General features: G+C 74.6%; 14 protein-coding genes. 5 read left to right on the top strand and 9 right to left on the bottom strand.

Translation table 11 applies throughout. From position 1 onward, the window contains the following. Window positions 1–48: 48 nt before the first annotated feature. A complete protein-coding gene (locus tag ACWPXV_RS00190; RefSeq protein WP_454083320.1) occupies window positions 49–381 on the top strand; it encodes a TlpA family protein disulfide reductase in 333 nt (110 codons plus the stop codon). 173 nt (window positions 382–554) lie between these two features. Here the strand turns inward: ACWPXV_RS00190 and ACWPXV_RS00185 are convergent, their stop codons facing one another. Together ACWPXV_RS00185 and ACWPXV_RS00180 are read right to left on the bottom strand one after the other, a co-directional pair. Further along, complete coding sequence (locus ACWPXV_RS00185) at window positions 555–1,655, bottom strand: DNA glycosylase AlkZ-like family protein (protein WP_454083319.1); 1,101 nt, start codon at window positions 1,653–1,655, stop codon at window positions 555–557. A gap of 108 nt (window positions 1,656–1,763) precedes the next feature. Further along, window positions 1,764–2,666, bottom strand: a complete 903-nt coding sequence (locus ACWPXV_RS00180; protein ID WP_454083318.1) for a cation diffusion facilitator family transporter — start codon at window positions 2,664–2,666, stop codon at window positions 1,764–1,766. Window positions 2,667–2,717: 51 nt separating this feature from the next. On the opposite strand from ACWPXV_RS00180, the gene ACWPXV_RS00175 reads away from it, so the two are divergent. The 3 genes from ACWPXV_RS00175 to ACWPXV_RS00165 all read left to right on the top strand — a co-directional run bounded on the left by ACWPXV_RS00175 (window position 2,718) and on the right by ACWPXV_RS00165 (window position 3,778). Beyond that, entirely contained in the window at window positions 2,718–2,840 is a 123-nt protein-coding gene (locus tag ACWPXV_RS00175; protein ID WP_454083317.1) for a hypothetical protein, read from the top strand. 65 nt (window positions 2,841–2,905) lie between these two features. Further along, entirely contained in the window at window positions 2,906–3,283 is a 378-nt protein-coding gene (locus ACWPXV_RS00170) for an ArsR/SmtB family transcription factor (protein WP_454083316.1), read from the top strand. A gap of 126 nt (window positions 3,284–3,409) precedes the next feature. Continuing rightward, entirely contained in the window at window positions 3,410–3,778 is a 369-nt protein-coding gene (locus tag ACWPXV_RS00165; RefSeq protein ID WP_454083315.1) for a GntR family transcriptional regulator, read from the top strand. A 1-nt stretch (window position 3,779) separates the two neighbouring features. Here the strand turns inward: ACWPXV_RS00165 and ACWPXV_RS00160 are convergent, their stop codons facing one another. Then, the gene (locus ACWPXV_RS00160) at window positions 3,780–4,187 is read right to left on the bottom strand and encodes a MarR family winged helix-turn-helix transcriptional regulator (protein WP_454083314.1); all 408 of its coding nucleotides are present in this window, start codon (window positions 4,185–4,187) and stop codon (window positions 3,780–3,782) included. A 162-nt stretch (window positions 4,188–4,349) separates the two neighbouring features. On the opposite strand from ACWPXV_RS00160, the gene ACWPXV_RS00155 reads away from it, so the two are divergent. After that, window positions 4,350–6,173: an ABC transporter ATP-binding protein gene (locus ACWPXV_RS00155; RefSeq protein ID WP_454083313.1), complete on the top strand. Its 1,824-nt coding sequence runs from the start codon at window positions 4,350–4,352 to the stop codon at window positions 6,171–6,173. A gap of 59 nt (window positions 6,174–6,232) precedes the next feature. Here ACWPXV_RS00155 and ACWPXV_RS00150 read toward each other — a convergent pair whose 3' ends face one another. The 6 genes from ACWPXV_RS00150 to ACWPXV_RS00125 all read right to left on the bottom strand — a co-directional run bounded on the left by ACWPXV_RS00150 (window position 6,233) and on the right by ACWPXV_RS00125 (window position 12,980). Further along, a complete protein-coding gene (locus ACWPXV_RS00150) occupies window positions 6,233–7,003 on the bottom strand; it encodes an HAD-IIB family hydrolase (protein WP_454083312.1) in 771 nt (256 codons plus the stop codon). A 32-nt stretch (window positions 7,004–7,035) separates the two neighbouring features. Further along, window positions 7,036–7,857 (bottom strand): aldo/keto reductase, encoded by an 822-nt coding sequence (locus ACWPXV_RS00145; protein ID WP_454083311.1) that lies wholly within the window; start codon window positions 7,855–7,857, stop codon window positions 7,036–7,038. Between the two features lie 293 nt (window positions 7,858–8,150). Further along, window positions 8,151–9,122, bottom strand: a complete 972-nt coding sequence (locus ACWPXV_RS00140; RefSeq protein WP_454083626.1) for an NAD-dependent epimerase/dehydratase family protein — start codon at window positions 9,120–9,122, stop codon at window positions 8,151–8,153. A gap of 68 nt (window positions 9,123–9,190) precedes the next feature. After that, window positions 9,191–10,783 (bottom strand): AMP-binding protein, encoded by a 1,593-nt coding sequence (locus tag ACWPXV_RS00135; RefSeq protein WP_454083310.1) that lies wholly within the window; start codon window positions 10,781–10,783, stop codon window positions 9,191–9,193. Beyond that, entirely contained in the window at window positions 10,780–11,949 is a 1,170-nt protein-coding gene (locus ACWPXV_RS00130) for an alpha/beta fold hydrolase (protein WP_454083309.1), read from the bottom strand. The genes ACWPXV_RS00135 and ACWPXV_RS00130 overlap by 4 nt, the downstream gene beginning before the upstream one ends. Continuing rightward, window positions 11,946–12,980: a 3-oxoacyl-ACP synthase III gene (locus ACWPXV_RS00125; RefSeq protein WP_454083308.1), complete on the bottom strand. Its 1,035-nt coding sequence runs from the start codon at window positions 12,978–12,980 to the stop codon at window positions 11,946–11,948. The genes ACWPXV_RS00130 and ACWPXV_RS00125 overlap by 4 nt, the downstream gene beginning before the upstream one ends. Window positions 12,981–12,990: the final 10 nt, after the last annotated feature.

The following is a 12,990-nucleotide window of genomic DNA, read 5'->3' as shown; positions in this document are numbered from 1 at the left end:
CACCCGGCCGCGGCGCGGGGCGGCCGGGGGCTCCGTAGAATCGGGCAGGTGACCTCCTCCTCCCTCACCGCCGACGCGCTCGGACTGTCCGGGCCGCTCGGTGAGCGGGCGACCCTGCTCCAGATCTCCTCCGGCTTCTGCGCGCCGTGCCGGGCCGCGCGCGGCCTGCTCGCCCGGGTGGCGGAGACGACGCCGGGGGTGCGCCACCTGGACATCGACGTCGCCCACGACACCGACCTCGCCGCCCGCCTCGAGATCACCCAGACCCCCACCGTCGTCGTCCTTGACGCGGACGGTACCGTCGTCACGCGCTACGAGGGCGTCCCGCGGCTGGCCGCCGTGCGGGAGCTGCTCGACCGGCTCGCTCCCGCGGACGGCTGAGGCGCGTCCTGAGGGCGCTGGACCACACGTCCCCCAGTGAGCACAATGGGACCGACGGGCGGGTCGACCCTCGTGTCCAGCCTCGCGCTGTGACCTAGCAGAGCCGCTTCGACGGCCGTGAGGCGGCCCGCCCGTCCCACCCGCGCACCTGTCACGGTCGGCGCACCGGTCTCCTAGGAGACCCGGACGGTCGCCCGCAGCGGCCGCTGGAGGAGCTCGCCGAGACGGGCGACCTCGTCCTCGAGGAGCCGGGCGGGCGGCGGACCGGCTTCGGCGAACCAGTTCACCGCGGCCTCGTCGCCTCGCGCGGTCCACGTGCCCGAGACGACGCCCCCGGCAAGGACGAGGTTGGCGCCGCCGGTGACGGCGGCGCGGCGGGCCGGCGGGACGACGTGCGGGTCAGCCGTCCCGGGCCCCAGCACCCACTGGTCGTGGCCCGGGAGGAGATGCACGGCGTCCGTCGGCACCGCCGCGTGCAGGTCGTCGAGGTCCTCGGCGAGGACGGCGGCACTCTCGCCCCCGACGTCCACCGTGGTCACGCCGTCGAGCCCGGCGAGCCAGTCCCGGACCCGCCGGCGGCCGGCACCCAGCCCCTCCCCGAGCCAGTAGTGGACCCGCTCCGGGGTGGCCGGGCCGTAGCTGCGGAGGTAGGTGCGCACGGCGCGGGGACCGGCGTCGTCCAGCTCGGGCAGGCCCGGCCAGCGGGGGTTGGCCTCGAGGCTCGCGAAGGTGGTCCGGCCGCCGCGGTCGGGCCCGAAGCACAGGACGCCCTGCCAGGCGAGCGGCTTGAGCAGGGTGTCGTTGCCCCGCTCGATCGAAGCGTGGAGCTGGGCGAAGGCCGGCTCGGCGGCGACGGCGACGGCGAGCTCGGTGCGGGTGAGCGGGCCGCCGGCGAGCGCCTCCCGCACGACGTCCCGCAGGGCGGGCCAGTCCTGCGGCGCGAGCCCGTAGTACTCCTGCCAGCTCGGCAGCTCCCACATGCGGCTCGCGGTGCGCAGCACGAGGTGGACGGAGGCCTGGTCCGGCGTCATGAGGTGGGTGGCCCCGCGGAAGGCGTAGGTCTTCACCAGCCGCCCGTCGGCGAGGGCGGCGGCGAGGGCACCGGCCCGCGACTGCTGCAGGCGCAGCCGCACGGCCAGCTCCGCAGCACCCAGGTCCTTGGCGACGACGGCGCCGAGCCGGCCGACGACGTCGTCCACCGTCCCGGTCCCGGTGGGAGCGAGAAGCTGTCGGCGCAGCCGCCAGGCCAGCGCCTGTGCCCAGGTCAGCGACATGGCAGCAGGGTAGGGCGTCGGCACCGCGCAGGGGAATGGGATCCCCGTCGCCTGTCAGGCGCCGCGGCTGTCTCACGTCGGCCGCCGTGGGCGGCGCCGCTCCGCTGGTCAGCCCGTGGACACGACGCGGACCACCGCGCGCTCGAGGTGGGGCACTCGCGTCCGCAGCCGCTCCTCGACCGCGCGACAGACGTCGATGCCGCGCTCGAGGGTGAGGCCGTTCTCCACACTGATCTCGACGTCCGCCTCGAGCCGGTGGCCCGTCCACCGGGCCCGCGCCGCGTCCACCGCGACGACTCCCGCCACCCGACCGGACTCGGCCTCGAGCAGGTCAAGAGTCTCGGGCTCGACGCCGTCCATGAGCCGGCGCACGACCGTGCGCATGGAGCCGACGAGCACCGCGACGATGACGGCCGCGATGACGAGGCCGACGACCGGGTCGAGCCACGGAACGCCCGCCCACGCCCCGACGACGCCGATGACGACGGCAAGGGAGGTCAGCGCGTCGGTCCTGGCGTGCTGCCCCTCGGCGACCAGCGCCGCGGAGCCGATCCGCCGGCCGGCACGGATGCGGTAGACCGCGACGACCTCGTTGCCGGCCGCGCCCACGAGGGCGGCGGCGAGCACCCACCCCAGGTGGGTCATGTCGCGCTCGGCGCTGAGGGCACGGACCGACTCCCACACGATGAGGGCCGCCGACAGCGCGACGACGAGCCCGATGAGGAGCCCTACGAGGTCCTCGGCCCTGCGGAAGCCGTGGCTGTAGCGCCGGGTCGCGGGACGCCGGCCGAGCCGGAAGGCGATGATGAGCGGGATGGTCGTCGCAAGGTGACCGAGGTTGTGAAGGGTGTCGGCGAGCAGTGCGACCGAGCCACTGAGCCAGACGATGATCAGCTGGAGCACGGCAGTGGCGCCCATGCCCGCCAGGCTCACCCACGCGGCGCGGATCCCGATCGCGCTGCTCTCCTCTGCGGTCCGGATGGTCTCGCTGTGGTCGTGGCTGTGCGGCACCAGGGCATGGCGCAGCCGAGCCCACGGGCCGTCGTGCCCGTGGCTAGTGCCGTGCGCGTGGTCGTGGCCGGGCTCGTGCTCGTGCTCGTGCTCGTGCTCGTGCTCGTGCTCGTGCTCGTGGCCATGGCCGTCCTCGTGGCCGACACGCGGGCCGTCGAGCCCTGGCTGCAGTGACGCGTTCATGCTTCCAAACTACCTGCTCATCTATGCAGATAACGACACGACGCTACGCTGGACGTGTGCACGACGAGCCGATACGCCCCGTTCCCGACGACGAGCACGCGCAGATCGCAGCCGACCGCTTCCGGATGCTCTCCGACCCCACGCGCGTCAAGATCCTCTGGGCGCTCTTCCAGGCCGAGTCCAACGTCAACACCCTCGCCGAGAACGTCGGGGCGACACCCGCCGCGGTGAGCCAGCACCTCGCCAAGCTCCGGCTCGCCGGCCTCGTGAGGACGCGACGCGACGGCACCTTCGTCTACTACTCTGCCACGGACGCCCACGTCCACCGGCTGCTGGCCGAGTCCCTCTCGCACGCGGAGCACGTCACCGGCGTGGCCGCCGGGACCGACGCCCACAGCTACCGGGCGGCAGGTCGCGCGGCGGACTCCCGATAGGCCCCAGCGGGCGAGCGGGTGCACACCGCGGGCCGCCACCGAACCGCGGATACTGGCACGACCGTCGCCCGCGCCCTAGCGTGTGACCGTGCCCCTCGACGCAACCCCGCCCCTCGCGGATGCCGCATGACACTGCGACTCGACGCCGGCTCCCCGGAGCCGCCCTTCGCGCAGCTGCGCGCCCAGCTCACCGCGCAGATCGGCGACGGGACGCTGCGCCCGGGCGACCGGCTGCCCACGGTGCGGGCCCTGGCGGACGAGCTCGGCATCGCGCCGAACACCGTCGCGCGGGCCTACCGGGAGCTCGAGGCGGACGGCCTGCTCGTGGGCCGCGGCCGGGCGGGCACCTTTGTCACCGACCCGGCGGCCGAGCGTGCGGGTGGCGACCACGCCGCCGCGGCACGGGCTGCTGAGACCTACGCCCAGACCGTCCGCTCGCTCGGCATCGACTCGCGCGAGGCCCTCACCCTGGTGCGGCAGGCGCTCGGCGTCTGACTCAGTCGACGAGCCGGCGCAGCAGGGACGCGAGCTCCTCGCGCTCGCGCGCGTCCAGCCGGCTGAAGAAGTCCTCGGCCGCCGCGCCGCGCAGCTCGTCCGCCGCCGCGTGCACCGTGCGGCCCTCGTCGGTGGCGACGACGAGCACGGCCCGCCGGTCCGCCGGGTCGGGCTGCCGCGCGACGAGGCCACGGGCCTCGAGGGAGTCGACCACCTCGGTGGCGGAGCGCGGGGCGATGCGCAGGTGGGCGGCGACCTCACTGAGGCGGGCGCCGTCGTGGCCGCACACCGTCCGCAGCGCCCGCGCCTGGTGCGGGGACAGGTCCCAGCCCTCCAGCGAGGACCACATCCGGCGGCGCAGCGCGCGGCTCGCGTGCATGAGTGCTTCGCTGAGCTCGGGGTCGGCCATGGCGCCAACAGTAGCGCGGACCCACATAGTGAGGTAACCTCGCTATTGCGTGCGGCGCGACGGTCACGGCAGGACCTCGCCGGCCAGTCCCGCGCCCCGCCCTGAACCGGTCCGACGGCACCCACACTCCGCCGTCGTCATTGAGAAAGCGAGGTGGCGCTCATGTCGAGCCCCTCCTTCCGCCCCCACGGCCCCACCCGCCGCGACCCGGCCGATGCCGCCCAGCTCGAGTCGCACCCCGTGAGCCTGCGGCGCATCGCCGCCCTCTTCGGGCCGCACCGCCGCCGGCTGCTCGTCGTCGTCGCCCTCATCGCCGCCAGCTCCGTCATGGGCCTGGCGACCCCGTTCCTCACCCGGCACGTCATCGACGTCGCCCTGCCCGAGCAGGACGTGCGCCTGCTCCTCGTGCTCGTCGGCGCGATGCTCGTCGTCACCGTCGTGACGGCGGCGCTCGGTGTCGTGCAGACGTGGATCTCCACCGACGTCGGCCAGAAGGTCATGCACCGGCTGCGCACCGACGTCTTCGTCCACCTGCAGCGCCAGCCGATGTCCTTCTTCACCCGCACCCGCGGCGGTGAGGTGCAGTCGCGCCTCACCCACGACATCGGCGCGATGCAGTCCGTCGTCACCGGCACCGCCACGGCGATCACCGCGAACGTCACGACGGCGATCGCGACGATCGTCGCGATGGTCGCGCTCAGCTGGCAGCTCGCGCTCCTCTCCCTCGTCGTCCTGCCGCCCGCCATCTGGCTCACCCGGCGCGTCGCGCAGATGCGCCGCGAGGTGACGGCCAAGCGCCAGAAGGCGCTGGCCGGCCTGCACGGCCAGGTGGAGGAGTCACTGTCAGTCAGTGGCGCGCTCCTCGCCAAGACCCTCGGCGCCGGCCCGGAGCTGAGCCGCCGCTTCGCCGACTCCTCCAGCGAGCTCGCCGACCTCGAGCTGCGGTCCGAGCTCGCCGGGCGCTGGCGGATGGCGACGACGAGCGTCATCTTCTCCGCCATCCCCGCGCTCATCTACCTCGTCGCGGGCCTACCGGGTTCCGGGGACATCACGATCGGCACGCTCGTCGCCTTCATCGCCCTGCAGTCCGGGCTGTTCCGCCCGCTCATGGGCGTGCTCAACACCGGCGTGCAGGTCACCGCGTCGCTTGCGCTGTTCAGCCGGATCTTCGAGTACCTCGACCTGCCCGTGGAGATCGACGACCCGGTGGCGCCGGTGGCGCTTCCCTCCGGCGGCGGTCCGGGCGCCGTCACCTTCGAGGACGTCTCCTTCCGCTACCCCGACGCGGACGCCGACGCCGTCGCCGACCTCGACCTGCACGTCCCCGCCGGCACCCGGCTGGCCCTCGTCGGTGAGTCCGGGGCGGGCAAGACGACGATCGCCGGCCTCGTCGCGCGGCTGCAGGACCCGACGTCCGGGCGCGTGCTGCTCGACGGCGTCGACCTGCGCGACCTCTCGCTGGCCGACCTCGCCTCGCAGGTGGGGGTGGTCTCGCAGGAGACCTACCTGCTCCACACGACGGTGCGGGAGAACCTGCGCTACGCCCGGCCCGAGGCGACCGACGAGGAGATCGAGGCCGCGGCTCGCGCCGCCCAGGTCCACGACGTCATCCTCGCCCTGCCGCGCGGCTACGACACGGTCGTGGGTGCGCGTGGGCACCGCTTCTCCGGTGGCGAGAAGCAGCGCCTGGCGATCGCCCGCACCCTGCTGCGCGACCCCCGGGTGCTCGTCCTCGACGAGGCGACCAGCGCCCTGGACACTCGCACCGAGCACGCCGTCCAGGAAGCCCTCGACGTGCTGAGCCGTGGCCGCACGACGATCACCATCGCCCACCGTCTCTCGACGGTGCGCGACGCCGATCTCATCGCCGTCGTCGACGGCGGACGCCTCGTCGAGGTCGGCAACCACGAGGAGCTCCTCGCGGAGGACGGCCACTACGCCGCCCTGGTCGCAGCGGCCGAGCGCCAGCCCGCCCTGGTCCCCTAGCTCCTCCACTCACCGGAGATGCGGGATCTCCGCGCGGCGAGAGAAGGGGCCGGGCGCGGTCAGGCTCGGGTGGGGGTGAGCTCCTGCACCAGGGCACTGACAGTCGTCGCGGTCTCCTCCCAGCCGTCCACGGCGATGCAGGGGACGCCCATCGCCTTCACCGGGTAGTCGTTGCCGCCCTCGTCGAGACGGTCGCCGATGAAGAGCATGTCGGCGAGGTCGATGCCGGTGTGCTCGGCCAGGCGGGTCATCCCGTAGGCCTTGTCGACGCCCTGACGGGTGATGTCGATCGACGTCGAGCCACCGGAGCGGACCTCGAGCTCGGGCAGCAGCGGGGCGACGGCGGCGCGCAGCTGTTCCTTCTTCTCCCCCGCCGGGTCCCAGGCGCGCTTCGCGTCCAGCGGCGCCTGCTGGCCGAGGGCGGAGAAGGTGATCTGCGAGCCGCGGTCCTCGAGGGCCGGCCCCCAGGTCTGCTCCTCCCACAGTCCCAGCCGCCGCGCCTCGCGCTCGACGACGGTCAGCGCCTCGGCGCGCTCCTCGGCGCTGAGGTCGTGGGCGTAGACCTCGCGGAGCTCGCCGTCGTCGTCGTAGCGGTAGTAGCGCGTGCCGCAGGTGGGCATGAGGTGCAGACGCGAGCGGGCGGCGTCGTCGAGCTCGAGACGCTCGGTCACCTGGGTGGTGAACTGCTCGAGCTGCCCGCCCGAGATGATGCACACCGGCACGACGGCGAGGAGCGCGGTGAGCGCCTCGGCCATCTCCGGGTGGATCGGGGACTTCGAGGGCGTGAGGGTGTCGTCGAGGTCGAAGGCGACCAGTCGGGCGGCAGGCATCGGCTCAGGATACAAGCGCGCCCGGTGACGACTCAGAACTCCTCGTGGGTGTCCGGGTCGTGGCTCTGCCGGCCGCGCTCGAGGCCGCTGATCTGCGCCATCTCCGACTCGCTCAGCTCGAAGCCGAAGACGTCGAGGTTGAGGCTCTGCCGGTCCGGGCTGGCGGACTTCGGGATCGGCAGCACGCCGAGCTGGACGTGCCAGCGCAGCACGACCTGGGCTGTCTCCACCCCGTGGCGGCCGGCGATCTGCTCGAGGGCCGGCTCGGTGAGGAGCGAGGCGCTGCGGGCGAGCGGACTCCAGGACTGGGTGAGCACGGTGCGCTCGGCGTCTGCGGCGCGCAAGTCGGCCTGGGTGAAGTAGGGGTGCAGCTCGATCTGGTTGACGGCCGGCGCCACGTCGGTCTCGGCGATGATGCGGTCCAGGTGCGCGGCGGTGAAGTTCGAGACGCCGATCGAGCGGACGACTCCGTCCTCGCGGAGCTTGACGAGCGCGCGCCAGGAGTCGACGTACTTGTCCAGGCGCGGCAGCGGCCAGTGGATGAGGTAGAGGTCGACGTAGTCGAGGCCGAGCTTTTTGCGGGACGTCTCGAAGGCGCGCAGCGCCTCCTCGTAGCCCTGCTCGCTACCGCGGAGCTTGGTGGTGACCACGATCTGCTCGCGCGGGACGCCGGACTCCGCGATACCGCGGCCCACGGCCTCCTCGTTCTCGTACTTCGCGGCGGTGTCGATGAGCCGGTAGCCCATCTCGAGTGCCGTCCGCACGGCCTCGGGGGCCTCCTCGTCCATCGGCCAGGTGCCGAGGCCGATCGCCGGAATCCGGTTGCCGTCGTTGAGCGCGAGAGTCGGGATCATGTGGCCCATTGTGGCGCGCGGCCGGTCGCACCCGCACCTGGCGGCCCCACCTGGCCCGACCTTGCTGCCCTTGGTTCCACCGTGCGGGCGGTAGACCGGGCGCATGGTGGACCAGCGGGCGCACGGTGGGAGGGGGCGGGGCAGGCCCGCAGCCGGCGCTCCCGCCCGGCCCCACCTTGCTGCCCTTGGTTCCACTGTGCGGGCGGTAGATCGGGAGCATGGTGAACCAGCGGGCACACAGTGCGAGGGGGCGGGCGGGGCCGTGAGCCGCCGCGCGCGCCGCGCCGAGGCAGTCAGTGCGTGCGGTAGTGCTCCGCCAGGCGGGCGAGACCTTCGTCGATGCTCACGGCGGGCTCCCAGCCGAGCACCTCGCGGGTGCGGCGCTGGTCGAACCAGTGCGCGGTGGAGAGCTGCTCCGCGAGGAAGCGCGTCATCGGCGGCTCGTCGCGGCCCGGACGCACTGCCCACACGGCCTCGACCAGCCCGCCGGCGATCTTCGCGAGCCGCGCCGGCACGCGCCAGGCCGGCGCCGGGGCCCCGGCCGCGAGCGAGATCCCGGCAATGAGGTCACCGATGGCGCGCGGCTCCCCGTTCGTCACGACGAACGCCTGCCCGTGCGCCTCCGGCGCGCGCTCGAGCGCCGCGACGAGCGCATCGGCCGCGTTGTCGACGTAGACGGAGTCGACGAGCACCGCGCCGTGGTCGAGCAGCGGCAGCCGCCCGCCCCGGGCACGCTCGACGATCCGCTCGACGAGCTGCGTGTCCCCTGGCCCCCACACGAGGTGCGGGCGGACAGCCACCACGGCGAGGTCGGGCCCGTCGGCCTCCAGGGCCAGCAGCTCAGCCGCCGCCTTCGTGCGCGCGTAGTTGCCGCGCGCGTGCTCGGGCTGCGCCGGTCCGGCCTCCTCACCGACCAGGGACCCTCCCGTGTGCGCGACCGACGGCGAGGACACCTGGACGAAGCGGCGCACCCCCGCCGCGCGGGCGGCCGCGAGCAGCGTGCGCGTGCCCTCGACGTTGACCTGCTCGTACTCGTGCCGCGGCCCGCTCACGGAGACCTTCGCGGCGAGGTGGACGACGGCGTCACGCCCCTCGACGGCGCGCGTCACCGCGGCGGGGTCGGTGAGGGACCCGAGCGAGTCGCTCGCCCCCTCGACGCCGGCGGGGCGCCGCTGGAGGGTCCGCCCGCCGTGGCCGGGGGCGCCCAGCCGCTCCGCGGTGCGCCGCCCGAGCATGCCGCTGGCCCCGGTGACGAGGACGCGCAGCGCCTCGGGTGCGGCGGACTCCGCCGTGGTGGCGGGGGCGTCGACGCGGCGCCGACGGCGCTGCCGGGTCACGGCTCCCCCATCCGCCCACCGGCCAGGGCGCGCTTGGCCCACCGGCCGATGCGGCCGCGCTCGATCTTCGCGTTGTGTCGCACGTCGGTCGGCAGCTCCCGCACGCGCAGGACCGCGGCGACCGGGACGCCGCACGCCTCGGCGACGGCGCGGCGCACCGCGCGGGTGAGGCCGGGCGTCGCGAGGGAGGCGCCGGCGCGCGAACAGCGGTCGACGGCCGGGTCGGTCTCGAGGACGACGACGAGCTGCTGGGTCCCCGCCGGGCCCACACCCACGGCGGCCACGCGCAGGACTCCGGGCACCCGCTCGGCGGCGTGCTCGACGGCCACGGGCGTGATGACGCCCCCGGGCGCGGTGACGACGTGCGACAGGCGCCCCTCGACCCACAGCCGTCCCTCGGCGTCGAGGTGCCCGACGTCGCCGGTGCGGTGACGGCCCGGGTGGTCGGCACTGGCCTGCTGGGTGGCCCACAGCCGGTCATAGGTGCGCTTGAGGTGCGGGGCGGCGACGAGGATCTCCCCCGTCACGCCGGGTGCGTCGGTGGGCGCACCGGTGGCGGCGCCGTCGTCGTCGAGCGGGATGATCGCGACCTCGGTACCGGGCACGGGGCGGCCCACGCAGGTGCCACCGCCCGCGCCGGGCACGGTGCCGACGTCAGCGAGGGCCCGGTGGATCTCGTCGAGGTCGATGTCGGTGACCGGCAGGACCTCGGTCATCCCGTAGGGCGTGCGCGCGCTGGCGCGAGGCATGACCTCGGCGACGCGGGCGAGCAGCTCCGGCGGGATCGGCGCGCCCGCGGAGAGGAAGAGCCGGACGCCGGAGAGCGCCTCACGCTGCTCGGCGGACAGCTCCCCCGCGGTCGCGAGGACGTTGCGCAGGGCGGAGGGCGAGGTGAAGACGGCGGTCGCACTGCTCGCGCGGACCGCCTCGGCGAGCGCGCCCGCGGTGAGGGTGGCCGGCGCCGTGACGTCCATGTCGGGGACGACGGCGAGGGAGCCGAGCGCGGTCCCGAGCAGGGCAAAGGGCGCGAAGCCGGCGACGAAGGAGGACTCGCGGCCCAGGCCGTAGGTCTCGGCCAGGGTGTCGCGCATTCCGCCCAGGCCGCGGTGGGTGTAGACGACACCCTTGGCCGGGCCGGTGGAGCCAGAGGTGAAGAGGATGGCGGCGTCGTCGTCGGGGCTGGGCACGGGCGGCAGCTCGGTGCCGGCGCGCTCGAGATCGGCGCCGCGGGCGGTGAGCCCGGGGAGGCTGTCGGTGACGCCGAGCGCGCGAGCCTGCGTCGGCGGCAGCTCGCTCACCGCGACGCGACGGCCGGGCCACGACAGGAGCCGCGCGCCGACGAGGCCGCGGTCGATGCCGATGACGACGTCCGGGGAGGCGCCGCGGATCGCGCGGCTCATCCCGCGCAGGCCCAGACCCTGGTCGGCGATGACGGCGACGGCGCCGAGGCGCAGGCACGCGAAGAGCGTGGTCGTGAGGTCGACGCCGGGGGTGACGAGCAGGCTGACGCGCTGCCCGGGCCGCACGCCGGCGTCGTGCAGGCCGAGCGCGAGGCGGTGCACGCGGGTGGCGAGGTCGCGCCAGGTCACGGTGTCGGTGCCGCCGGGGTGGAGGGCGACGACGGCGGGGGCGTCGTCGTCGCGGCGCTCGTCGAGGACCGCGGTGAGCGGGCGGACCGGAGCCGCGCCGGCCGGAAGACCGGCTGTCGGCGGGGAGGGGAGTGCCGGTGGCGAGGGGCGAGTAACACGTGCGCTGTCGGCGGGGAGGGGCGTACGGGCGGGAGCCGCGCCGGCCGGAGAGAACCGGCTGTCGGCGGGGAGGGTGACGGTGGGGAGGGGGTGACGGTGGGGAAGGTGGACTCGAGCCAGCGGGTGATTGTGCCGGCGACGTCGACGTCCTCGGCGAGGAGGTGGCCGGCGCCCTCGAAGCGGTGCACGTCGGCGTGCGGCAGGCGGCGCAGGAGGTCCTCGAGGTAGCGACGCTGGAAGACCGGGTCGCGCGGGCCCCACAGGACGAGGGCCGGCACCTCGAGGCGGGCCACGCCGTCGGCGATGGCGTCGAGCGCGGGGCGGCTCGGGTGGCTCGGGTCGGCGGGGATGTCGGCGACGAAGTCGGCGACGGCGCGGCGGTCCTCGTCGTAGGGCGCGAGGTAGGCGGCGCGCACCTCCCGGCTCAGCGGCGGGTGGGCCAGGGCGAGGGTGGCGCGCAGGAAGGTGCGGGTGCCGCTCGTCGCCCAGCCGTGCACGCTCGGGTTGCCGGCCAGCCGCAGCAGCGCGGGGATCTCGCCGTCGTCGTCGTGGTGGACGGCGGTGTTGGTGAGGACGACTCCCGCGAGCAGCTCGGGGTGCGCGACCGCCCAGCCGAGGGAGACGACGCCGCCCCAGTCGTGCCCCACCGTGACGACGGGGCCGGTGAGGCCGAGGTGGTCGGTGAGCTCCCCGAGCTCGGCGACGCGGTCGGCGAGGCGGCGGAAGCGCCCGTCGCGCTGGGACCAGCCCATGCCGAGCTGGTCGACGGCGACGACGCGCCAGCCGGCCGCCGCGGCCGCGGGAAGGAGGGAGCGCCACAGGTAGGACCACGTGGGGTTGCCGTGGACGGCGAGCAGCGTGCCGCGGGCCTCGCCGGTGAGGTGGGGGGCGTTGTCGAGCAGGTGCCAGGTGACCGGCGGGTCCTCCCCCGTGCCGGGGACGGTGACGCGGCGGCTCCAGCGAGGGTCGAGGCCGGGAAGCTCGGGCAGGTCGGTGCCCGGGCTCACCACTGCAGCTCGAGCATCGCCGTGTTGAGGCCCGACCCCACCCCCAGGCACAGCACCCGGTCCCCCGGCGCGAGGGAGTCGGCCTGGGCAGCGAGGGTCATCGGCAGCGACGCCGGGCCCACGTTGCCCCAGTAGCCGAAGGTGATCGGCACGCGGTCCTCGGGGAGGTCGATCGCGTCGATGACGGCCTTCGTGTACGGCGTGGAGATCTGGTGGGTGACGTAGCGGTCCATGTCGCCCCACTTGAAGCCCGCGCCGTTGTTCGCCTCGGCGAAGGCGGCGGTGACGAGCGGCAGGCCGCCGTCGAGCAGGCCCTTGGTGTCGGTGAACATGCCGTCGAGGCTGCCCACGCACAGCTCGTGGTGCTCGGTGCCGGCGCGCGAGACACCGCCGACGACGCGGTGGCCACCGGGGTGGAGGTCCGCGCGGCCGATGACGGCGGCCGCCGCACCGCTGCCCAGGGTGAGGGAGGCGAACTCGCGGCGGTAGTCCTCGCGGGTGGCCTCGGGGCGCGCGAGACGACGCAGGGTCGTCTCCTGGGTGCCGCGGGAGTCCTCGCTGTTGACGATGACGGCGTAGTCGATCTGCCCGGCGTCGATCATCGTCGCGGCGAGCATGATGCCGTTGACGAACCCGAGGCAGGCGTTGGCGATGTCGAAGTTCACCGCCGACGACGGCAGCGACAGCCCGTGGTGGATGCGCACGGCTACGGACGGCTCGAGGTGGGTGCGCGTCACGGAGGTGTTGACGAGCAGCCCCACGCGGGCCGGGTCCACGCCGGCCTCGGCCAGCGCCTTGGCACCGGCCTCGATGGCCGCGTCGTCGAAACGGGTGCCCGGCTCCCACCACCGCCGTTCCACGACCCCCGAGACCCGCTCGAGGAGGTTGTCGGGAAGACGCAGCCGCCGACGCGTCGGCGCCAGCTCCTCCTCGAAACGCGACGACGGCACCCGCACGGGGGCCTCGATGTGCGTGACAGCAAGGAGTGCCGCGTTGGAGTAGCGGAAGGTCGCGTTACCAGCGGGAGTCACCAGACGACTT

The sequence above is a fragment of the Georgenia sp. Marseille-Q6866 genome (genome assembly GCF_965111665.1).
The sequence above is the reverse complement of the archived record's forward strand: the minus strand, read 5'-3'. Positions and strand labels throughout refer to the sequence as shown.